Here is a 21,534-nt window from a genome sequence, read left to right as displayed (position 1 = left end):
CATCCTTGACCGGAACAAGCTGTGGATAACTCTGTTGGTAACTTATTTAGCAGGCTATTTATTGCGCTTGATCAGCCGTCTCGAAACGGTCTTGCACGGCCAACGACCGTGAAGCACTGAGCACCAGGGCATAGCTGAGTTTTTCATAGGTACGAAACACCAGCAGGGTGCCGGCTCGCTCATCCGGAAGGGGAGTGGGCATGCCGCCGAGGGCGTCTCGCACGGTGGCGCCAGCCTTGATCACTGTGAGCAGTTGGCCTTCCACCAAGCCATCGCGGCGGCCCTTGTTGAGGGTCACAGCGTCGAGCACGCCGATCTGCGTGACGCCCTTGGGGATGTCGATGATGTGCCCTGTAATCAAGGGTGCAGGTTTGCCGGCTTCCAGGCTGGCCAAAGCAACGGGAGGCTCGGCGCGCAACAAACGGTCACCTGGGCGAATCTCCTGGGTCACCCGCTGCACTGCCAGGGTGGTGAGGCTGTCGGCAAGCACAAAGCGCGCAGTGCCGATGTCGTCGGCATTGATGCCGAGTAATTCCTGGGTATCGGGGTCGGTGTAGGCCTTGCCCCGCCGAAATATCCCGTAGCTTGGCTGGGCCGGGTCCAGTTGACCGCGTGCAAACACACGCTCGTCGTTAGCGCCCAGCACGCGCCCGCCTTGCGCGGCAATAATGTAAGGGGCTTTGTCCAGGTCCTGGGGCGAGTCAAAAATACGGTTGTGCAGTAAGAAGTGCTGGATGGCCTGTTGCGCTGCCTGATCCAGCCGCTCAGTAGGTTGCGCAATCAACGCCGTGGCGAACGGGGCCCAAAGCAGCAAGACGAGTAGCGATTTCCTCATGGGGTGAATCTCCTTTATTATGTGCGTTCGCGTGAAATGCCATGGCCTTCGCGGCTTCCGAGCGTTTCACACCGGCCGTATGGGTCCATCCCACCGCCGATTTGTCTCTTCCTCACATGTGCAGCAATTACGCTTATGGCTATTTTGAACATCCTCGAATTTCCCGACTCGCGCCTGCGCACGATCGCCAAGCCGGTGGCCGTAGTGGACGACAAGGTTCGTCAGTTGGTCGATGACATGTTTGAAACAATGTATGAAGCCCCGGGCATCGGCCTCGCCGCGACCCAGGTCAACGTGCATCTGCGCGTCGTGGTCATGGACCTGTCGGAAGACCGCAGCGAACCTCGGGTGTACATCAACCCTGAGTTCGAACCGCTGACCGAAGAGATGGGCGAATACCAGGAAGGCTGCCTGTCGGTGCCGGAGTTCTACGAGAATGTGGAACGCCCGCTGCGCGTGAAGATCAAGGCGCTGGACCGTGACGGCAAGCCTTTCGAGCTGATTGCCGAAGGCCTGCTGGCGGTGTGCATCCAGCATGAATGCGACCACCTCAACGGCAAGCTGTTCGTCGATTACCTGTCCACGCTCAAGCGTGACCGCATCAAGAAGAAGCTGGAAAAAAAGCATCGCCAGCAAGCCTGATGCCCTTCTTCCAAAGGCTTGCTGCGGCAAGCCTTTTTCTTTTGTGACTGTTTTTAACCGAGAACTCCCATGACCGAGCCATTGCGCATTGTTTTTGCCGGCACTCCTGAATTTGCCGCCGAACACCTCAAGGCGCTGCTTGCCAGCCCTTATGACATCGTCGCGGTGTACACCCAGCCGGATCGCCCGGCCGGTCGCGGGCAAAAACTGATGCCCAGCCCAGTCAAGCAGTTGGCGGTGGAGCACAACATTCCCGTGTTGCAGCCGCCGACCCTGCGTAACGCCGAGGCCCAGGCCGAACTGGCCGCGCTGAAGCCGGACCTGCTGGTGGTGGTGGCCTACGGCTTGATCCTGCCCCAGGCGGTACTGGATATCCCGCGCCTGGGTTGCATCAACAGCCATGCTTCACTGCTGCCACGCTGGCGCGGTGCGGCGCCGATTCAACGCGCCGTTGAAGCCGGCGACAGCGAGAGCGGCGTGACCGTGATGCGCATGGAAGCCGGCCTGGATACCGGGCCGATGCTGCTCAAGGTCACCACGCCGATCACCGCCCAAGACACCGCCGGCAGCCTGCACGACCGCCTCGCTGAGCTGGGCCCGCCCGCCGTGATCCAGGCCATCGCCGGCCTCGCTGCCGGCACCCTGGAAGGTGAAATCCAAGACGACAGCCTGGCCACCTACGCCCACAAGCTGAACAAGGACGAAGCGCGCATTGACTGGAGCCGCCCGGCCGTGGAGCTGGAGCGCCTGGTACGTGCCTTCAACCCATGGCCGATCTGCCACAGCACCCTCAACGGCGAAGCCTTGAAAGTGTTGGCCGCGACCCTGGCCGATGGCACAGGCGCTCCCGGCGAGATCATCGGCGCCAGCAAAGACGGCCTGTTGGTAGCTTGCGGCGAACAGGCGCTGTGCCTGACGCGTCTGCAATTGCCCGGCGGCAAGGCGCTGAACTTCAGCGATTTGTTCAATAGCCGTCGTGAGAAATTCGCCCTGGGCACCACGCTTGGGGTGGTCACTCAATGAACCCACGTCTGGCCGCCGCCAAGGCTCTCGCCGCCGTCCTCAACGGCAAGGCTTCGCTGAACAGTTCATTGCCGACGCAACTGGATAAGGTCGAAGACCGGGATCGCGGTTTCACCCAGGACCTGGCCTTTGGCACCGCCCGTTGGCAGCCACGGTTGTCTGCGCTGGCCGCCAAGCTGCTGCAAAAACCGTTCAAAGCGGCAGACGCCGATGTCGAGGCGCTGTTGCTGGTGGGCCTCTACCAGTTGCTCTACACCCGCGTGCCCGCCCACGCCGCCATCGGTGAAACCGTCGGTTGCGCCGACAAGCTGAAAAAACCCTGGGCCAAGGCCCTGCTCAATGCCGTGCTGCGCCGCGCCCAGCGCGAAAGCGAAGCCCTGCTGGCCGAGCTGGAACATGATCCGGTGGTGCGCACCGCCCACCCGCGTTGGCTGCAAAAATCCCTGAAAGCCTTTTGGCCTGAGCAATGGGAAGCCATCTGCGCAGCCAACAACGCGCATCCGCCGATGATCCTGCGGGTCAATCGCCGTCACCACAGCCGTGACGCGTATTTGCAGTTACTGGCGGACGCTGGCACCAACGCCACGCCCTGTGTGTACAGCACGGACGGCATCGTGCTCGAAGCGGCTGCCGATGTGCGCAGCCTGCCAGGCTTTGCCGAAGGCTGGATCAGTGTGCAGGACGAAGCTGCGCAGTTGGCCGCCGACTTGCTCGACCTTGCCCCCGGCCAGCGCGTACTCGACGCCTGCTGTGCGCCCGGCGGTAAGACCTGCCACATCCTTGAAGTGGAAAAAGGCCTGGCCGGTGTCGTCGCGGTGGACCTTGAAGCCAAGCGCCTGGTGCGCGTGCGGGAAAACCTCGCACGCCTGGGCTTGAGCGCCGAGCTGATCGCCGCGGATGGCCGCGACACCGCCGCCTGGTGGGACGGCAAGCCCTTCCAGCGCATCCTGCTGGACGCCCCTTGCTCGGCCACCGGCGTGATCCGCCGTCATCCGGACATCAAGCTGACCCGCCAGCCCGACGACATCGCCGCCTTGGCGGTGCTGCAAGGCGAACTGCTCGACGCGCTGTGGCCCACCTTGGAAGTCGGCGGCATCCTGCTTTACGCCACCTGCTCCACTTTGCCCACCGAAAATACCGAGGTCATCCAAGCCTTCCTCGCCCGCACCAGCGGCGCGCGTGAGCTGGACCTCGCTACCACGGCCGGCATCAAGCAGCCCCACGGTCGCCAACTGCTTGCGCAAGAAGGCGGGCACGATGGCTTCTACTACGCCAAACTGATCAAGATCGCCGCCGCACGCGGCTGAATGGTTTTAAGGGAGTGACCGGATGAAAATCATCATCCTTGGAGCAGGGCAGGTCGGTGGCACGCTGGCCGAACATTTGGCCGGTGAAGCCAACGACATCACCGTGGTCGACACCGATTCCGAGCGTTTGCGCGACCTGGGCGACCGCCTGGACATCCGTACGGTGCAAGGCCGCGCGTCGTTTCCGACGGTGCTGCGCCAGGCCGGTGCCGACGATGCCGACATGCTGGTGGCCGTGACCAACAGCGACGAGACCAACATGGTCGCCTGCCAGGTCGCCCACACCCTGTTCCACACTCCGACCAAGATCGCTCGGGTGCGCGAAGCGGCGTACCTGACCCGCGCCGGTCTGTTCGATAACGACGCCATCCCGGTGGACGTACTGATCAGCCCGGAACAGGTGGTGACCCACTACATCAAGCGCCTGATCGAAATTCCAGGTGCGCTACAGGTCATCGACTTCGCCGAAGGCAAAGCGCAACTGGTGGCCGTGAAGGCCTATTACGGCGGGCCGCTGGTGGGCCAGCAACTGCGCCAGCTGCGCGAGCATATGCCGAACGTGGAAACCCGCGTGGCCGCGATTTTCCGCCGTGACCGGCCGATCCTGCCTCAGGGCGATACGGTGATCGAGGCCGACGACGAAGTGTTTTTCATCGCCGCCAAGGCGAATATTCGCGCAGTCATGAGCGAAATGCGCAGGCTCGACGAAAGCTACAAGCGCATCGTCATCGCCGGCGGTGGGCAGATCGGCGAGCGTTTGGCCGAAGCCATCGAAAGCCGCTACCAGGTGAAGATCATCGAGATGAGCCCGACGCGGTGCCGGCATTTGTCCGACACCCTCGACAGCACAGTCGTACTGCAAGGCAGCGCCTCGGACCGTGACCTGCTGATGGAAGAGAACATCGCCGACGCCGACATCTTCCTGGCCCTGACCAACGATGACGAAGCCAACATCATGTCGTCCTTGCTGGCCAAACGGCTGGGGGCGAAGAAGGTGATGACCATCATCAACAACCCGGCCTATGTGGACCTGATTCAGGGCGGCGATATCGACATTGCCATCAGCCCGCAGTTGGCAACCATCGGCACCTTGCTCGCCCACGTGCGCCGTGGCGACATTGTCAGCGTGCACTCGTTGCGCCGTGGGGCAGCGGAAGCCATCGAGGCGATTGCCCACGGTGACTCCAAGTCCAGCAAAGTGATTGGCAAGGCCATACGCGATATCGGCCTGCCGCCGGGCACCACCATTGGCGCGATCATTCGCGATGAAGAAGTGATCATTGCCCATGACGACACGGTGATCGCCACCGGTGACCATGTGATTTTGTTCCTTGTGGATAAAAAACATATCCGCGATGTGGAGAAGCTGTTCCACGTGGGGTTGAGCTTTTTCTGATCAAGGAGTGAACCGATGCTGGAGTCCCTGGAAAAAATGCTCGCCAAGGGCGTGGACAATTCGCTGCTGCGCTTTGGCCTGGGCAAGGGTTACCTGGACCTGAAGGACAACGCCAAGGCGGCCGAGCATTTGCAGCGATGCGTCGAGTTCGATCCGAAGTATTCGGCGGCGTGGAAGTTGTTGGGCAAGGCGCAGTTGGGGCAGGGTGATAACGCTGGGGCACGACACGCTTGGGAAAAAGGCATAGAAGCGGCGTTGGCCCATGGCGACAAACAGGCCGAGAAAGAGATGACAGTGTTTCTGAAGAAACTAGATCGCCAGGCCTGAATAAAGATCAAAAGGTGGGAGCGGGCTTGCTCGCGAATGCAGAGTGTCAGTCACTGAATAAGTAGCTGATACACCGCATTCGCGAGCAAGCCCGCTCCCACATTGGTTTCGCATAGACCTTGAGTCAGCGGTGAGTCAATACCACCGCGCCTCACCCGGCGGGCGTTTCTTGAAGCGTTTCATGCTCCACATGTACTGGCTTGGGTAAGCGCCGACATAACGCTCTACTACCTTGCTCATCGCCGCACAGGACGTCGCGGTGTCGGTGCTGTACATGTCCTCCGGTGCCGCCTCCAGAATCACCTTGTAACCCGAGCCGTCCGGCAGCCGCAGGGCATGCAGGAACACCCCCACCGCCTTGTGGCCCGCAAGCATGTTCGGCACGAACTTGCTGGTAAGCGCCTGGGTGGCAAAAAACGGTACGAAGATCCCGGCGGATTCAGCCGGCTCCGGGTCAGCAGGAATGCCCACCTGGCCGCCTTTGCGCACTTCCTTGATCACGCTGAGAATGCCTTCCTTGGTGGACGCCGCCACGCGGTTGCCCAACTGCACGCGCTGCTTGCGCAGCAACTCGTCCACCGCCTTGAGCTTGGGCGGGCGATAGAAAATGATCGGTTTGCACTGGCTGCAATAGAAGTGGTTCAACACTTCCCAGTTGCCCAGGTGGCTGGTGATGCCTACCACGCCTTTGCCAGAAGCCAGGGCCTCGTGCAGCACTTCCAGGCCTTCGACTTCGCGGACCAGGTCGATAGAGCGCTGCGCCGGCCAGATCCACGCACAGGCGCTTTCGGTGAGGGACTTGCCGATGTCCATCAGGCTGCGGCCCACGAGGCGCTCGCGCTCTGCCGGGTCCATGTCCGGGAAGCATTTGGAGAGGTTGATCCGCACCGTATCGCGGGAACGGTTGGGGGTTTTCCACATGATCCAGCCGATCCCCGTGCCGACGGCTTGTACGGCGCGCCAGGGCAGCAGGGCAAACAACCGAAGAGCGCCTACCAGCAAGGCGCCTTTAAACTTTTCCACAGGTCACTCCTGATCGTGTGTGGTGCGCAAAGCCGGCATTCTAACCGGCGTTGACCAAGTCCGCGTAACGGTCGCAGTCCTGGGTGTGGTCCATGACCATGCCCGAGGCCTGCATGAAGGCGTAGCAGATGGTCGGCCCGACGAAGGTGAAGCCGGCCTTTTTCAAGGCTTTGCTCATGGCTTCGGCTTCGGGCGTGATCGCCGGGACGTCGCTGCGATCCTTGAAGTGATTGACCTTGGGTTTACCGTCGACAAACGACCACAGCAACCCCACCGGATCCTCCAGCGCCAGCCAGGCCGCGGCGTTGCGCCGGGTAGCGTTGAGCTTCAAGCGATTGCGCACGATGCCCGGGTCCTGCATCAGCACCTCGATTTCTTCATCGCTCAACTGCGCCAGACGCTGCGCATCAAAGCCGAACAACACCTTTCGATAATGCTCGCGTTTGCGTAAAACGGTGATCCAGGACAGGCCTGCCTGGAACCCTTCGAGCAAAAGCAACTCGAACAAACCCTGCGCATCGCGCAGCGGCGTTCCCCACTCTTGATCGTGATAAGCCATGTACAGCGGATCTTCAGAACACCAAAAGCAGCGTGGCATAAGGCTCCAGGGAGTGGTGGCGGGGCCGAATCGGGTATACTCCCGCTCTTTAAATCGCAGCCCAAGTAACAGGTGAATTTCGTGAGCCAGCCTACGCCAGCCGTGCGTACCTTCCAAGACTTGATCCTCGCCCTCCAGCAATACTGGGCCGAGCAAGGTTGTGTGGTACTTCAGCCCTACGATATGGAAGTAGGCGCCGGCACTTTCCACACCGCTACATTCCTGCGGGCCATCGGCCCGGAAACCTGGAACGCCGCTTATGTGCAGCCCAGTCGCCGCCCGACTGACGGCCGCTACGGCGAAAACCCGAACCGTCTGCAGCACTACTACCAGTTCCAGGTGGTATTGAAGCCCAACCCGGATAACTTCCAGGAGCTGTACCTGGGCTCGCTGAAACATGTGGGCCTGGACCCACTGGTGCACGACATCCGTTTCGTCGAAGACAACTGGGAATCGCCAACCCTGGGCGCCTGGGGCCTGGGCTGGGAAGTCTGGCTCAATGGCATGGAAGTGACGCAGTTCACTTACTTCCAGCAAGCCGGCGGCATCGAGTGCTACCCGGTCACCGGCGAGATCACCTATGGCCTGGAACGCCTGGCCATGTACCTGCAAGGCGTGGACTCGGTCTACGACCTGGTGTGGGCTGACGGCCCGTTCGGCAAGGTGACCTACGGCGATGTGTTCCACCAGAACGAGGTGGAGCAGTCCACCTACAACTTCGAACACGCCAACGTCGACAAGCTGTTCGAACTGTTCGACTTCTATGAAAGCGAAGCCAAGCGCCTGATCGAGCTCGACCAGCCGCTGCCGTTGCCAAGCTATGAAATGGTGTTGAAGGCCTCCCATACCTTCAACCTGCTGGATGCCCGCCGTGCCATTTCGGTTACTGCGCGCCAGCAATACATCCTGCGTGTGCGCACCCTGGCGCGTTCCGTCGCCCAAGCCTACCTGCTGGCTCGCGCCAAGCTGGGCTTCCCGATGGCAACCCCGGACCTGCGTGATGAAGTGTTGGCTAAGCTGGAGGCTGCACAATGAGTGCTCAAGATTTCCTGGTTGAACTGGGCACCGAAGAGCTGCCACCCAAGGCCCTCAATACCCTGGCCGATGCATTCCTGGCCGGTATCGAAAAAGGCCTGCAGACTGCCGGCCTGAAGTTTGAAGCCAAAAAAGTCTACGCTGCGCCGCGCCGCCTGGCTGTGCTGCTGACCGCGCTGGAAACCCAGCAGCCGGACCGCAGCATCAACCTGGATGGCCCACCGCGCCAGGCGGCTTTCGACGCCGAAGGCAACCCGACCCAGGCCGCCCTTGGCTTTGCCAAGAAGTGTGGCGTGGAACTGAGCGAGATCGACCAAAGCGGCCCGAAACTGCGTTTCAGCCAGGTCATCACCGGCAAGCCGACCGCCAGCCTGTTGCCGACCATCGTTGAAGATTCCCTGAACGACCTGCCTATCCCCAAGCGCATGCGCTGGGGTGCGCGCAAGGAAGAGTTCGTGCGTCCAACCCAATGGTTGGTGATGCTGCTCGGTGACCAGGTCATCGATTGCACCCTCCTCGCCCAGAAGGCGGGTCGTGATTCCCGTGGTCACCGCTTCCATCATCCAGAAAGCGTGCGCATCACTTCGCCGGCCAACTACCTCAACGATCTGCGCGCCGCTTATGTGCTGGCCGACGCCAATGAGCGTCGCGAGCTGATCAGCAAGCGCACCGAAGAGCTGGCCCGTCTGCAGGAAGGCACTGCCATCGTGCCGCCAAGCCTGCTGGACGAAGTGACCGCCCTGGTGGAATGGCCGGTGCCGCTGGTGTGCTCGTTCGAAGAGCGTTTCCTCGACGTGCCGCAAGAAGCCTTGATCACCACCATGCAGGACAACCAGAAGTACTTCTGCCTGCTGGACGTGGACGGTAAGTTGTTGCCGCGTTTTATCACCGTGGCCAACATCGAAAGCAAAGACCCACAGCAGATCATCGCCGGTAACGAAAAAGTCGTGCGCCCGCGCCTGACCGACGCCGAGTTCTTCTTCAAGCAAGACAAGAAGCAGAAGCTGGAAGACTTCAACCTGCGCCTGCAAAACGTGGTGTTCCAGGAAAAACTCGGCAGCGTCTACGACAAAGCCGTGCGTGTTTCCAAGCTGGCGGCCTACATTGCCCCACGTATTGGCGGCGACGCAGCCTGGGCCGCCCGTGCCGGCTTGCTGTCCAAGTGCGACCTGGCCACCGAAATGGTCGGCGAGTTCCCAGAGATGCAAGGCGTGGCCGGTTACTACTACGCCCTCAACGACGGCGAGCCGGATGATGTCGCCCTGGCTCTGAACGAGCAGTACATGCCCCGCGGTGCCGGCGCAGAACTGCCGAGCACCCTGACCGGTGCGGCCGTGGCCATTGCCGACAAGCTGGACACCCTCGTGGGTATCTTCGGTATCGGCATGCTGCCCACCGGCAGCAAAGACCCGTATGCCCTGCGCCGTGCGGCCTTGGGCGTGCTGCGTATCCTGATCGACAAAAAGCTGGACCTCGACCTGACCCAGGCCGTGGTATTCGCCGTCGGCCAGTTCGGCACCAAGGTCAAGCAAGCCGGCCTGGCCGAGCAAGTGCTGGAGTTCGTGTTCGACCGCCTGCGTGCGCGTTACGAAGACGAAGGCGTGGACGTTTCCGTCTACCTGTCGGTACGTGCGCTGCAACCGGGCTCGGCGCTGGACTTCGACCAGCGTGTACAAGCCGTGCAAGCGTTCCGCAAGCTGCCGGAAGCCGATGCCCTGGCCGCCGTGAACAAGCGCGTGTCGAACCTGCTGAGCAAGGCCGACAACCTCGGCACTGCTGAAGTTGACCCGGGCCTGTTTGCCGATGCCAAGGAGTTCTCGCTGAACTCGGCCATCGCCAAGGCCGAGAACGCCGTGAAGCCGCTGATCGCCGAGCGTAACTACGCTGAAGCGTTGGCGCGCCTGGCGTCCTTGCGTGAGCCGGTGGATGCGTTCTTCGAAGCGGTGATGATCAATGCCGACGATGCTGGCGTGCGCAAAAATCGCTACGCCATGCTCGCGCGCCTGCGTGGCTTGTTCATCAATATCGCCGACATCTCCGTACTGGGCTGACCATGTTGAAACTGCTGATTCTCGATCGGGACGGGGTGATCAACTACGACTCCGACGCTTACATCAAGTCGGTGGAGGAGTGGATCCCACTGCCCGGTTCGATCGAGGCCATTGCGCAGTTGAGCAAAGCCGGCTGGACGGTGGCCATCGCCACCAACCAGTCCGGCATCGCCCGCGGGTACTACGACATCGCGACCCTGGAGGCCATGCACGCGCGTTTGCGCGCGTTAGTGGCCGAACAGGGCGGTGAGGTGGGGCTGGTGGTTTACTGCCCCCACGGGCCGGATGAGGGCTGCGATTGCCGCAAGCCCAAGCCTGGCATGTTGAAAATTATTGCAGAACATTACAAGGTGCCCTTGGCTGGGATATGGTTCGTCGGGGACAGCCTCGGTGACCTGGAGGCGGCCAAAGCCGTCGACTCTCAGCCAGTTTTGGTTAAAACCGGGAAAGGCGAAAAGACCCAGGCTAAAAACCTGCCGGTAGGCACCTTGATTTTTGACGATCTGGCGGCTGTTGCCGCAGAACTTATCAACAACTAGCCGCCCTCGACTTCCTGACCAAGGACTGTTCGGGAGTGCGCTTTTAACAGGCGGGCCGTGTCCCGCAACGGTAAATGCCGCCATGTCGATCTTGCAGGCCATCAGAACCTTTTTCTTTTACCTGCTGCTGGGCACCAGTTCGTTTCTCTGGTGCACCCTGAGCTTTTTTATTGCACCGTTCCTGCCCTTCAAGGCGCGCTATCGCTTCATCAACGTCTACTGGTGCCGCTGCGCGTTGTGGCTGAGCAAGGTGTTCCTGAATATTCGTTTCGAGATCAAAGGCGCTGAAAACGTCCCTGATCAACCGTGCGTGATTCTCTCCAACCATCAGAGCACCTGGGAGACGTTCTTCCTTTCGGCGTACTTCTCGCCATTGAGCCAGGTGCTCAAGCGCGAGTTGCTGTATGTGCCGTTCTTCGGCTGGGCCATGGCCATGTTGCGTCCGATCGCCATCGACCGTGACAACCCCAAGGCTGCGCTCAAGCATGTCGCCAAGAAGGGCGATGAGTTGCTCAAGGACGGCGTCTGGGTGCTGATCTTTCCCGAGGGCACGCGGGTGCCCTACGGCACCGTGGGCAAGTTCTCACGCGGTGGTACCGCCCTGGCGGTCAACGCCAACCTGCCTGTGCTGCCGATTGCGCATAACGCCGGCAAGTTCTGGCCCAAGACTGGCTGGGCCAAACGCCCGGGCACTATCACCGTGGTGATCGGCGAGCCGATGTATGCAGAAGGCGAAGGACCACGTGCCATCGCCGCTCTGAATGACCGTGCTGCGGCATGGAATGAAGCGCAGCAACGCGCCATGGGCTCCCTACCACCGGAACCCGTCGTGGTGGAAACGCCGGCAGTATGAGCATCTGTGGATAACCTGTGTACGCTTTGTTGGCGAATTGGCTTTTTTGCATCATAACAAGCTGATTTACTTACATATTTCTGAAGCTCATAAAATTCAGAAAAACGTGCATAAGTTTTTTCTTCATAAAAAAACCGGTCCTTGTGACCGGTTTTTTATGCACAGCAGAAAAGCCGCTTTTTCAGTCCTCCAATAACGGCAGCAGCAGGATAAACGTCGAGCCCTTGCCCAGCTCACTTTCACACACGATGCGCCCACCGTGCCGTTCTATTACCGCCTTGACCATGGTCAGGCCCAACCCAAGACCTTCGCTGCCCTGGGCCGAATCGAAACGTCGGTATTGGTTGAACAACTCCGGCAGATCCTCAGGCGCAATCCCCGGTCCCTGGTCACTTATCCTGCACTCCAACCAACCTTGCGCACTGCCATGCTTCAACCTGACGGTGGTACCGGATTGGGAATATTTGATCGCGTTCTCCAGCACATTAAACAACGCCCGGGTGAGCAGTGATTGGTCGGCGTAGACCATGGCCTCGTCCGCCTCATCCAGGTCGTGAACCAAATGGATGCCCTTCAACTGCGCAATCACCGCCACCTGATCAAAGGCATCCATCACCAGCATGGCAAACAGGGTGGGCTGGAACTGGTAACCGTCCGCTTCAGCCTTGGCCAATTGCACAAAGGACTCGGTCAGGCTCAAGGCGCGCCGTACCTGCTGTTCGATTTGGGCAAACACAGGGGACTCTCCGTTGTGCACGTCCAGCAGGGCGAGGATCGCTGAATGCGGTGCACGCAGGTCATGGGACAGGAAACGCAGCATCGTCTCGCGGTGCTGCTGGGCTTCACGCTCCTTGCTCAGGTCCGTGAGGCTCAACAACCAGCCGAGGGCGAAATCCCCTTCGGCAGGCAGCAAGGGTGCCAATTCCATGCGCAAACTGCGTTGGTGGATATCGCGAAACTCGACCAGTTCCAGCGCCGACAGGGTAGGGCGTACACCATTGTGCAGCGGGGGATAGCCCAGATCAGCAAGCTGTTCGACGAGGTTTTCGCCGACTAGGTCATTGCCGAATACTTCACGGGCCACGCGGTTGGCCAACAGGATGCTGCCCTGAGGGTCGGTGATCAGGGTTGCTACCGGCAGGCACTCCAAGCCGTCCGCCATAAAGCGCCGCGTATCGCGGGTACGGCTGACGGCTTGTTCAAGGGCAAAGATGCGCCCTTGCAACACATCGCCCTTGCTGGCGGGCGCGCGACGCCGTTCCGGAAGGACCTTAGGTTCGTTATCCAGGCGTGCCAGTTCCCAGCCAAAGTAGGCGAGGATTACGCTCAGGCGCCGCCAATTCCAGATCAGGTAACTGAGCAGCAAACCGATCAGGCACGCTGCGGGGCTCCACCAGTGGCCCAGGCGCAATAGGGCCCATGAGCCCAGCAACGCCGCGGCCATGCCTGCCAAGGTCATCCACAGGGCGTAGCGGGGGCGCACAAGCAGAAGGCCCAGCAGCAGGGCCACCAGGGACGTTGCCAGCAACGCCGCCAGCCAGCCGGGCAGATCGACGATGCTGCGGCCCTGCAATAAACCATTCAGTACGTCCGCCTGGATCTCAACCCCCGCTGTGGTACCTACGGTGGAAGAGAGCGGCGTCACGAAACGATCGGCCATGCCATAGGCTGAGGCGCCGATCAGAATCAGGCGACCCCGCAGCGACTCGGGAGGTACCTCGCCACGTAATACGCTGACGTAGGACACGCTGGGAAAAGGGTCTGGTTCCGAAGTGAACGGCACACGAATCTCATGTTCCTGGTGCCAGTGCCCTCCAGTAGGCTCTTGCGGCAGGCCCGGCATCGTCTCGGCATGCTCGCTCATGGCGAATGCCAGCCACGCCAACTGAGGGAGTGTGCTTCCCGCAGGGCCCTCACGTAGATACACGCTACGCACCACACCGTCTTTATCCGCTTCGACGTTGATGTGCCCGACGCCCTTGGCGCACTTGAGCAGTGGCGACAACGGCGTTACCTGGGCCTTGGGGCTGACGCTGCTATCCCCGGCGATGGGCAGCAATACATTGCCGGCTTTGCATACGGCATCGGCCAGGCGCTGGTCGTCATTGCTGTTGCCGCTCTCACTGAAGATCACATCAAACAAAATACCCGCCGGCTGGGCAGCGTTCAGGCGTTCAATCAGGTCGGCATGTACGCTACGCGGCCAAGGCCACGGGCCAAGTGCTTCCAGGCTCGGCGCATCGATAGTCACCAGAACGATGCGTGGGTCCACCGGTAAGGGCGTGAGGCGGCGCAGGCTGTCATAGAGCGGATTGTTAAGCGCCAGGCCAGCGCTCAAGGATAAGTAGGCGGTAAAGGGCAGGAGTACCAGACCGATCAGCAGCCATTCACGAACCAACCCATGGAACAAAAGCTGGGCCTGGGTAGGTTGGCGTTTCTCGGCTTTGCGCCATAGGTTCACAGGGCTACCGCCACGAGCGTGCCAAGGCATTGATGGTCAATAAGTAAACGTGTCATAAGCCCAGGATCCCTCTCCATGGGGTTGCGATGAAGTGCATGCGGTGTTCTGAAACCAGTGAAGCTTATTTCGGTCTCATTGAAGGACTTCCCACGGCCGCACGATGAACGATACCGCACATTGGAGCAGGCATGACGCACGGGCGAGGCGATCGGCGCCGAGCCTTTTCCAGACCAACAGGAGCCGATATCTTCTTCGAAGATCACAGAGAATTGAGTTTACGGCGCTTTCAGCGTATCGAGAGATCGAAGCACTGTAGAATCCGTCCATAATTATTCAGATTCAGAGGCCGGCATTTGTACACCATGTGCCCCCCATTCAAGCTCTCGTATTTTTGTAGGAAGGACCCCGCCTATGCGTGTCGCAATACTGGATGACGAACCCGCGGAGTTGCGACGGGTGGAACAGACACTGCGACAGATTCCCGGACCGGCTGAACAGCCCTGGTCCCTGCATTTCTTTGAGCGCGGTGAAGACCTGCTGCGCCAGCTGCGTCGGGAAACCTTTGACCTGCTGATCCTCGACTGGCAACTGCCGGACATCTCCGGGATAGCGTTATTGCGCTGGACTCGCGAGCACATGGAATCGCCTCCCGCCGTCATCATGCTCACCAGCCGCGATGCCGAGAGCGACATCGTGACAGCGTTGAATAGCGGGGCGGACGATTATGTCAGCAAGCCGTTTCGGCCCAACGAACTCAAAGCACGCGTCAGTGCCGTCCTGCGGCGCCACGGGTTGCAGAAGTCGGCTAGCCAGGAAGTGCAGAGCTTTAACGACCTGACGTTCGACGATGCCGAACTAACTGTGACCCGCGCAGGCAAACCCATCAACCTGACAGAACGGGAATACCGTCTAGCCAGCTGTTTGTTTGCCAACTTGGCCCGCCCGTTGTCTCGCGAGTACCTGTATGAGCGGTTCTGGAGTCACGAAGAAATGGTCTCGTCGCGGCCGTTGGACACGCATATCTACCGCCTGCGTAACAAGCTAGGGCTGACGGCGGATCGCGGCTGGCAGCTGTTGACGATCTACGGCTACGGGTATCGATTGGAGAGCGTGACACCCGCCGTGGAAAGTTAAATAGGCTGATGTTCCACGTGGAGCATTTAAAAATGCGCGACTGCGAACCAACAAAAAAGGCCAACGCTAAGCGTTGGCCTTTTGTTTTCAGCAGATGTACCTGATCAGAAGTCCAGGTTAGACACCGCCAAAGCATTGCTCTCGATGAAGTCACGACGAGGCTCGACCGCATCACCCATCAGGGTGTTGAAGATCTGGTCTGCGCCAATGGCGTCTTCGATGGTCACGCGCAGCATGCGACGCTGAGCAGGGTCCATGGTGGTTTCCCAGAGCTGATCCGGGTTCATCTCGCCCAGACCTTTATAGCGCTGGATGGTATGACGCTTGGTGCTTTCCGCCATCAACCAGTCCAAGGCTTCCTTGAACTCCTTGACCTGCTTCTTGCGTTCGCCACGCTGAATGTAGGCACCGTCGTCCAGCAGGGTGCTCAGTTGCGCGCCGAGGGTGACGACGGTCTTGTAGTCGTTGCTGCCGAAGAAGTCGCGGTTGAAGGTGACGTAGTTGGACAGGCCATGGGAGATCAGTTCGACCTCTGGCAGCCATACGTTACGTTCGCGGTCTTCACGCAGGCTGGCTTTGTACACCAGGCCAGACTTCTCCACAGTACGCAGGCGCACTTCGTATTGGGCCAGCCAATCCTGCATGGCGGCGTGATCGCCCAACTGCTCCAGGCTTACGGCCGGCAGGTAGATGAAGTGCTCGGTCAGCTCCTGTGGGTACAGGCGCGACAAACGCTTGAGCGTCTTCATGACCATGCGGAAGTCGTTGACCAGTCGCTCCAGCGACTCACCGGAGATACCCGGCGCTTCGTCATTCAAGTGTAGGCTGGCATCTTCCAGAGCCGACTGCGTCATGTACTCTTCCATGGCGTCGTCGTCTTTGATGTATTGCTCTTGCTTGCCCTTTTTCACTTTGTACAACGGCGGCTGAGCGATGTAGATATAGCCACGCTCGATCAGCTCCGGCAACTGACGGAAGAAGAAGGTCAGCAGCAGGGTACGGATGTGCGAACCGTCGACGTCAGCATCGGTCATGATGATGATGTTGTGGTAGCGCAGCTTGTCGATGTTGTACTCGTCGCGGCCGATACCGCAGCCCAACGCTGTGATCAAGGTGCCGACTTCCTGGGAGGAAATCATCTTGTCGAAGCGGGCCTTCTCAACGTTAAGGATCTTACCCTTCAACGGCAGGATGGCCTGGGTGCGACGGTTACGACCCTGCTTGGCGGAACCGCCAGCAGAGTCACCTTCCACCAGGTACAGTTCGGAGAGGGCAGGGTCCTTCTCTTGGCAGTCAGCGAGTTTGCCTGGCAGGCCGGCGATATCCAGCGCGCCTTTACGGCGGGTCATCTCACGGGCCTTACGCGCGGCTTCACGGGCGCGGGCAGCATCGATCATCTTGCCGACGACCAGCTTGGCTTCGTTCGGGTTTTCCAACAGGAAGTCGGAGAAGTACTTACCCATTTCCTGTTCAACTGCGGTCTTCACTTCGGAAGACACCAGCTTGTCTTTGGTCTGGGAGCTGAACTTCGGATCCGGTACCTTGACCGAGATGATCGCCGTCAGGCCTTCACGGGCATCGTCACCGGTGGTGGCGACTTTATGTTTCTTCGCCAAGCCTTCCGCTTCGATGTAGGTGTTCAGGTTACGCGTCAGCGCGGAACGGAAACCCACCAGGTGAGTACCGCCATCGCGTTGTGGAATGTTGTTGGTGAAGCACAACAGGTTCTCGTTGAAGCTGTCGTTCCACTGCAGGGCGATTTCCACGCCGATGCCGTCTTCACGCTGGATGTTGAAGTGGAACACCTGGTTGACCGCAGTCTTGTTGGTGTTCAGGTATTCAACGAACGCACGCAGGCCACCTTCGTACTTGAACAGCTCTTCCTTGCCGCTGCGTTCATCCTTGAGGACGATGCCGACACCGGAGTTAAGGAAAGACAGTTCGCGAATCCGCTTGGCCAGGATATCCCAGCTGAAGTGGATGTTCTTGAAGGTTTCTTCCGAGGGTTTGAAGTGGATCTGGGTACCGGTGGTTTCACTGTCACCGACGATTTTCATCGGCTCCTGTGGCACGCCGTGGACGTAGGTCTGCTCCCAAATCTTGCCGCTACGGCGGACAGTCAGGATCAGCTCTTCGGACAGGGCGTTCACTACCGACACACCTACACCGTGCAAACCGCCGGATACTTTATAGGAGTTGTCGTCGAACTTACCGCCAGCGTGGAGCACGGTCATGATGACCTCTGCCGCCGAAACGCCTTCTTCTTTGTGCACGTCTACCGGGATGCCACGACCGTTGTCACGCACGGTGATGGATTCATCCGGGTGGATGATAATGCTGATGTCGTCGCAGTGACCGGCCAGAGCTTCGTCGATGGAGTTATCGACCACCTCGAACACCATGTGGTGCAGACCGCTACCATCATCGGTGTCGCCAATGTACATACCGGGACGTTTGCGTACGGCATCCAAACCTTTCAGCACTTTAATGCTGGTCGAGTCGTACGTGTTTTCTTCGCTCATGCCTTCACTCCCGATGGTCGTGGGTCTGGGTGATACGGCCCTGTTCCACGTGGAACAAAGCGACTGGCGTTTCCGTCTGCCAGCCTTCCCTCAATAATTCGTGGTCTACACAGGTGATAAACACCTGGCAGCGTAAGTCTTCCAACAAGCGGCATAGCGAGCGGCGGTGCTGCTCGTCGAGCTCCGACGGCAAGTCATCCACCAAATAAATACACTGACCGCGTCGAGCTTGGCTAACCAAATGGCCCTGCGCGATACGCAACGCACAGACCACCAACTTCTGCTGGCCGCGGGACAAGATATCCGCAGCATTGTGTGCACCTAATCTAAGGCGCAAATCAGCGCGTTGGGGTCCGGCCTGGGTGTGGCCGATTTGCTGATCCCGTTGCAAGGACGTTGCGAGCACTGCACTCAGCTCACGTTCTTTGTCCCAACCCCGGTAATAACTCAGCGTCAGCCCCTCGAGCTCCAACAACTCGCTCAAGGTCTGCTCAAAGACTGGTTTCAAGGCTTTGATATAGGCGCGGCGGTATTCATCTATTTCGTCGCTGGCCAGGCACAGTTCACGGTCCCAGGCTGCTTGCGAAGCGGCGTCAAGTGTACCATGCCGCAGCCATGAGTTCCGCTGCCGCAGGGCCTTCTGCAGGCGCTGCCAAGTGGCCATAAAGCGTGGTTCCACGTGGAACACGCCCCAGTCGAGGAATTGCCGACGGATTTTCGGGGCACCTTCCAACAATCGAAAGCTGTCGGGGTTGATCAGCTGCAACGGCAGGATCTCTGCCAACTGCGCTGCGCTGCGCGCATTTTGCCCGTCGATTCTGATCTGAAATTCCCCACCGCGATCACGCGATATCCCCAGGCTGCTATGACCGCCCTCAGCCAGTTCCACTTGGCCAAATACGGTGCAGGCCAATTGTTCGTACTGGATCACGGGTAACAGGCGGGCACTGCGGAAAGAACGCGCAAGCCCCAGCAGGTGGATGGCTTCCAGCACGCTGGTTTTGCCACTGCCGTTGGCGCCATGGAGGATATTGATGCGGGGGGAAGGGGAGAAGGTCACCGGGTGCAGATTGCGCACCGCGGTGACCGAGACGCGACTAAGGGACATCTAGCTTCTGCTGAGCATGGTTACAGGCGCATCGGCATGACAACGTAAGCCGAATCGTCGTTGTCGGATTCTTGTACCAGGGCGCTGCTGTTGGAGTCCGACAGGATCAGACGAACCTGTTCGGTGGTCATCACCCCCAGCACGTCCAACAGGTAGCTCACGTTAAAGCCGATTTCCAGCGAAGCGCCGTTGTAGTCGACACCCACTTCTTCTTCCGCCTCTTCCTGTTCCGGGTTGTTGGCCTGGATTTTCAGTTGGCCGTTGGCCAGCTGCAGGCGAATACCACGGTACTTTTCGTTCGACAGAATCGCCGTACGGCTGAAGGCTTCACGCAGAGCCTGACGATCACCGACCACCAGCTTATCGCCGCCTTTAGGCAACACACGCTCGTAGTCCGGGAACTTGCCGTCGACCAGCTTGGAAGTGAAGGTGAACTCGCCGGTGGTCGCGCGAATGTGGTGCTGGCCCAACACGATGCTGACATTGCCGTCCGGCTCGGTGAGCAAGCGCGCCAGTTCAAGGATACCTTTGCGCGGAACGATCACCTGGTGGCGATCCGGCTGACCGATATCGGCACGCATCGAGCACATCGCCAGGCGGTGACCGTCGGTGGCTACCGCACGAATGATGCCTTCAGAGACTTCCAGCAGCATACCGTTGAGGTAGTAACGCACGTCCTGCTGGGCCATGGCGAAACTGGTGCGCTCGATCAGGCGACGCAGCTTGCTTTGCTCCAGACTGCACGTCAGCGAGCCTGGGCCTTCTTCCACGGTTGGGAAGTCATTGGCCGGCAAGGTCGACAGGGTGAAACGGCTGCGGCCAGCCTTGACCACCAACTTCTGCTCATCCACCTTGATGTCGATCAGCGCATCGTTAGGCAGGCTTTTGCAGATATCCATCAGCTTGCGCGCCGGCACGGTGATCTCGCCAGGTTCGGCGGGCTCTTCGAGCTGGACGCGACCCACCAGTTCGACTTCCAGGTCGGTACCGGTCAAGGACAACTGTTGGCCCTCGACCACCAGTAATACGTTGGAAAGCACCGGCAAGGTCTGTCGGCGCTCAACAACGCCTGCGACCAGTTGCAGGGGTTTCAACAGGGCTTCGCGTTGAATGGTGAAATGCATGGTCTAGTCCCTTGCCTTAATAAGCTGCGCTGGTGTCATCACGTAGTCAGTGTACGCAGCAGGTTCTTGTAGTCCTCGCGAATATCCGCGTCGGATTCCTTAAGTTCATTGATCTTGCGGCATGCGTGCAAGACCGTGGTGTGGTCGCGCCCGCCAAACACATCACCGATTTCCGGCAGGCTGTGGTTGGTCAACTCCTTGGAGAGGGCCATGGCAACCTGGCGTGGACGTGCGACCGAGCGCGAACGGCGCTTGGACAGCAAATCGGAAATCTTGATCTTGTAGTACTCGGCCACGGTGCGCTGGATGTTATCCACACTCACCAGCTTGTCCTGCAAGGCCAACAAGTCTTTCAAGGACTCGCGAATCAGCTCGATGGTGATATCGCGGCCCATGAAGTGCGAGTGAGCGATGACCCGCTTGAGCGCGCCTTCCAGCTCACGCACGTTGGAACGGATGCGTTGGGCGATGAAGAATGCAGCGTCGTGCGGCAGATCGACTTTAGCCTGGTCGGCCTTCTTCATCAGGATCGCTACACGGGTTTCCAACTCCGGAGGCTCGACTGCAACGGTCAGGCCCCAGCCGAAACGCGACTTCAGACGCTCTTCCAGGCCTTCGATTTCCTTCGGGTAACGGTCACTGGTCAAGATGACCTGCTGGCCACCTTCGAGCAGGGCGTTGAAGGTGTGGAAGAACTCTTCCTGGGAACGTTCTTTGCGTGCGAAGAACTGAATGTCATCGATCAGCAAGGCATCAACGGAGCGGTAGAAACGCTTGAACTCGTTGATGGCGTTGAGCTGCAAGGCCTTGACCATGTCGGCCACGAAGCGCTCCGAATGCAGGTAAACCACCTTGGCATTCGGGTTCTTCTTTAATAGGTGGTTACCGACGGCGTGCATCAAGTGCGTCTTACCCAAACCTACGCCGCCATAAAGGAAGAGCGGGTTGTAACCATGCTTGGGGTTATCGGCGACCTGCCAGGCGGCCGCTCGGGCCAGCTGGTTGGATTTACCTTCGACGAAGTTTTCGAAGGTAAACGTGCGGTTCAGGTAACTGGTGTGCTTGAGCGCGCCTTCTACCTGCACAGTGCGTTGCTCGGAGCGCACAGGCGCCTGCTGGGAGCTGGCACCGGCCATCGGGTCGAAGCTGTCGCGGGACGGCTCCTCATTCTCCGGCGCATTTTTGCGCGACGAAGGTTTGGACGGCGCAGCTGTCGGTGCAGGTGCTGCGGCGACAGGCGCCACTGCAGCTTGGGCTTGCGACGCGGCGGCGGCCAGTGGCGCATTCGGCGCGGCGCGGGGAGCTGAGCTGCGCTTGCTGCCTATTAATAAGGAGAGAGCAGGCGCCAGACCGTTGCCATGTTCGTCGAGCAATTCGAGAACGCGGCCCAGGTACTTCTCGTTGACCCAGTCGAGGACAAAACGATTGGGCGCATAGACACGCAACTCGTCGCCTTCGGCTTCGACCTGTAGCGGACGGATCCAGGTGTTGAATTGCTGGGCAGGCAGCTCATCGCGCAAAAGCTCCACGCACTGCTGCCAAAGTTCCACTGACAC

At 59.8% G+C, this 21,534-nt stretch carries 17 protein-coding genes and 1 pseudogene; 10 read left to right on the top strand and 8 right to left on the bottom strand.

Annotation, left to right across the window (positions count from 1 at the left end):
- Window positions 1–58: 58 nt before the first annotated feature.
- Window positions 59–835 carry a peptidoglycan-binding protein gene (locus tag ACWHXD_RS00090; RefSeq protein WP_138762522.1) on the bottom strand — a complete coding sequence of 259 codons (777 nt, stop codon included), beginning with the start codon at window positions 833–835 and terminating at the stop codon, window positions 59–61.
- A gap of 135 nt (window positions 836–970) precedes the next feature.
- On the opposite strand from ACWHXD_RS00090, the gene def reads away from it, so the two are divergent.
- From def to ACWHXD_RS00065, 5 genes are all read left to right on the top strand, one after another.
- Window positions 971–1,477, top strand: a complete 507-nt coding sequence (gene def, locus ACWHXD_RS00085) for a peptide deformylase (RefSeq protein ID WP_003187273.1) — start codon at window positions 971–973, stop codon at window positions 1,475–1,477.
- A 69-nt stretch (window positions 1,478–1,546) separates the two neighbouring features.
- Entirely contained in the window at window positions 1,547–2,500 is a 954-nt protein-coding gene (gene fmt, locus ACWHXD_RS00080; RefSeq protein WP_138762523.1) for a methionyl-tRNA formyltransferase, read from the top strand.
- A complete protein-coding gene (rsmB, locus tag ACWHXD_RS00075) occupies window positions 2,497–3,807 on the top strand; it encodes a 16S rRNA (cytosine(967)-C(5))-methyltransferase RsmB (protein ID WP_138762524.1) in 1,311 nt (436 codons plus the stop codon). Before fmt ends, rsmB begins: the two co-directional genes overlap by 4 nt.
- 22 nt (window positions 3,808–3,829) lie before the next feature.
- Window positions 3,830–5,203, top strand: coding sequence for a Trk system potassium transporter TrkA (trkA, locus tag ACWHXD_RS00070; RefSeq protein ID WP_003187270.1), 1,374 nt, complete (start codon window positions 3,830–3,832; stop codon window positions 5,201–5,203).
- 15 nt (window positions 5,204–5,218) lie between these two features.
- On the top strand, window positions 5,219–5,530 hold the full coding sequence (locus tag ACWHXD_RS00065; protein ID WP_032894369.1) for a tetratricopeptide repeat protein: 312 nt from the start codon (window positions 5,219–5,221) through the stop codon (window positions 5,528–5,530).
- Between the two features lie 135 nt (window positions 5,531–5,665).
- Here ACWHXD_RS00065 and ACWHXD_RS00060 read toward each other — a convergent pair whose 3' ends face one another.
- On the bottom strand, window positions 5,666–6,553 hold the full coding sequence (locus tag ACWHXD_RS00060) for a lysophospholipid acyltransferase (protein WP_014716285.1): 888 nt from the start codon (window positions 6,551–6,553) through the stop codon (window positions 5,666–5,668).
- Between the two features lie 40 nt (window positions 6,554–6,593).
- The gene (locus ACWHXD_RS00055; RefSeq protein WP_032894371.1) at window positions 6,594–7,151 is read right to left on the bottom strand and encodes a DNA-3-methyladenine glycosylase I; all 558 of its coding nucleotides are present in this window, start codon (window positions 7,149–7,151) and stop codon (window positions 6,594–6,596) included.
- 81 nt (window positions 7,152–7,232) lie between these two features.
- Here ACWHXD_RS00055 and glyQ point away from each other — a divergent pair, with 81 nt between their 5' ends.
- The 4 genes and pseudogenes from glyQ (at window position 7,233) to ACWHXD_RS00035 (ending at window position 11,629) form a co-directional block, all read left to right on the top strand.
- Window positions 7,233–8,186 (top strand): glycine--tRNA ligase subunit alpha, encoded by a 954-nt coding sequence (gene glyQ, locus ACWHXD_RS00050; RefSeq protein WP_003187265.1) that lies wholly within the window; start codon window positions 7,233–7,235, stop codon window positions 8,184–8,186.
- Window positions 8,183–10,237 (top strand): glycine--tRNA ligase subunit beta, encoded by a 2,055-nt coding sequence (gene glyS, locus ACWHXD_RS00045; RefSeq protein WP_032894373.1) that lies wholly within the window; start codon window positions 8,183–8,185, stop codon window positions 10,235–10,237. Before glyQ ends, glyS begins: the two co-directional genes overlap by 4 nt.
- Window positions 10,207–10,776 (top strand): annotated as a pseudogene (gene gmhB, locus ACWHXD_RS00040) (D-glycero-beta-D-manno-heptose 1,7-bisphosphate 7-phosphatase); the annotation flags it as partial. The gene glyS and the pseudogene gmhB, both read left to right, overlap by 31 nt.
- A gap of 82 nt (window positions 10,777–10,858) precedes the next feature.
- On the top strand, window positions 10,859–11,629 hold the full coding sequence (locus ACWHXD_RS00035; RefSeq protein ID WP_044270205.1) for a lysophospholipid acyltransferase family protein: 771 nt from the start codon (window positions 10,859–10,861) through the stop codon (window positions 11,627–11,629).
- A 181-nt stretch (window positions 11,630–11,810) separates the two neighbouring features.
- Here ACWHXD_RS00035 and ACWHXD_RS00030 read toward each other — a convergent pair whose 3' ends face one another.
- Window positions 11,811–14,090 carry a CHASE2 domain-containing protein gene (locus tag ACWHXD_RS00030; protein ID WP_138762562.1) on the bottom strand — a complete coding sequence of 760 codons (2,280 nt, stop codon included), beginning with the start codon at window positions 14,088–14,090 and terminating at the stop codon, window positions 11,811–11,813.
- 411 nt (window positions 14,091–14,501) lie between these two features.
- Here ACWHXD_RS00030 and ACWHXD_RS00025 point away from each other — a divergent pair, with 411 nt between their 5' ends.
- Window positions 14,502–15,224: a response regulator transcription factor gene (locus ACWHXD_RS00025; RefSeq protein WP_032894379.1), complete on the top strand. Its 723-nt coding sequence runs from the start codon at window positions 14,502–14,504 to the stop codon at window positions 15,222–15,224.
- A gap of 104 nt (window positions 15,225–15,328) precedes the next feature.
- Here ACWHXD_RS00025 and gyrB read toward each other — a convergent pair whose 3' ends face one another.
- From gyrB to dnaA, 4 genes are read right to left on the bottom strand one after another with little or no spacing between them, the layout of a single operon-like run.
- Window positions 15,329–17,746 carry a DNA topoisomerase (ATP-hydrolyzing) subunit B gene (gene gyrB, locus ACWHXD_RS00020; protein ID WP_003187253.1) on the bottom strand — a complete coding sequence of 806 codons (2,418 nt, stop codon included), beginning with the start codon at window positions 17,744–17,746 and terminating at the stop codon, window positions 15,329–15,331.
- A gap of 4 nt (window positions 17,747–17,750) precedes the next feature.
- A complete protein-coding gene (recF, locus tag ACWHXD_RS00015) occupies window positions 17,751–18,854 on the bottom strand; it encodes a DNA replication/repair protein RecF (RefSeq protein WP_138762525.1) in 1,104 nt (367 codons plus the stop codon).
- Window positions 18,855–18,874: 20 nt separating this feature from the next.
- The gene (gene dnaN, locus ACWHXD_RS00010) at window positions 18,875–19,978 is read right to left on the bottom strand and encodes a DNA polymerase III subunit beta (protein WP_003187250.1); all 1,104 of its coding nucleotides are present in this window, start codon (window positions 19,976–19,978) and stop codon (window positions 18,875–18,877) included.
- Window positions 19,979–20,016: 38 nt separating this feature from the next.
- Entirely contained in the window at window positions 20,017–21,534 is a 1,518-nt protein-coding gene (gene dnaA, locus ACWHXD_RS00005) for a chromosomal replication initiator protein DnaA (protein WP_032894380.1), read from the bottom strand.

This window comes from Pseudomonas fjordensis (assembly GCF_976987115.1).
The sequence above is the reverse complement of the archived record's forward strand: the minus strand, read 5'-3'. Positions and strand labels throughout refer to the sequence as shown.

Excerpts from the sequence above, each read along its gene's own strand:
- ACWHXD_RS00090 (WP_138762522.1), bottom strand. The coding sequence starts at position 835 with ATGAGGAAATCGCTACTCGTCTTGCTGCTTTGGGCCCCGTTCGCCACG.
- def (WP_003187273.1), top strand. The coding sequence starts at position 971 with ATGGCTATTTTGAACATCCTCGAATTTCCCGACTCGCGCCTGCGCACG.
- fmt (WP_138762523.1), top strand. The coding sequence starts at position 1,547 with ATGACCGAGCCATTGCGCATTGTTTTTGCCGGCACTCCTGAATTTGCC.
- rsmB (WP_138762524.1), top strand. The coding sequence starts at position 2,497 with ATGAACCCACGTCTGGCCGCCGCCAAGGCTCTCGCCGCCGTCCTCAAC.
- trkA (WP_003187270.1), top strand. The coding sequence starts at position 3,830 with ATGAAAATCATCATCCTTGGAGCAGGGCAGGTCGGTGGCACGCTGGCC.
- ACWHXD_RS00065 (WP_032894369.1), top strand. The coding sequence starts at position 5,219 with ATGCTGGAGTCCCTGGAAAAAATGCTCGCCAAGGGCGTGGACAATTCG.
- ACWHXD_RS00055 (WP_032894371.1), bottom strand. The coding sequence starts at position 7,151 with ATGCCACGCTGCTTTTGGTGTTCTGAAGATCCGCTGTACATGGCTTAT.
- glyS (WP_032894373.1), top strand. The coding sequence starts at position 8,183 with ATGAGTGCTCAAGATTTCCTGGTTGAACTGGGCACCGAAGAGCTGCCA.
- ACWHXD_RS00035 (WP_044270205.1), top strand. The coding sequence starts at position 10,859 with ATGTCGATCTTGCAGGCCATCAGAACCTTTTTCTTTTACCTGCTGCTG.
- ACWHXD_RS00025 (WP_032894379.1), top strand. The coding sequence starts at position 14,502 with ATGCGTGTCGCAATACTGGATGACGAACCCGCGGAGTTGCGACGGGTG.
- gyrB (WP_003187253.1), bottom strand. The coding sequence starts at position 17,746 with ATGAGCGAAGAAAACACGTACGACTCGACCAGCATTAAAGTGCTGAAA.
- recF (WP_138762525.1), bottom strand. The coding sequence starts at position 18,854 with ATGTCCCTTAGTCGCGTCTCGGTCACCGCGGTGCGCAATCTGCACCCG.
- dnaN (WP_003187250.1), bottom strand. The coding sequence starts at position 19,978 with ATGCATTTCACCATTCAACGCGAAGCCCTGTTGAAACCCCTGCAACTG.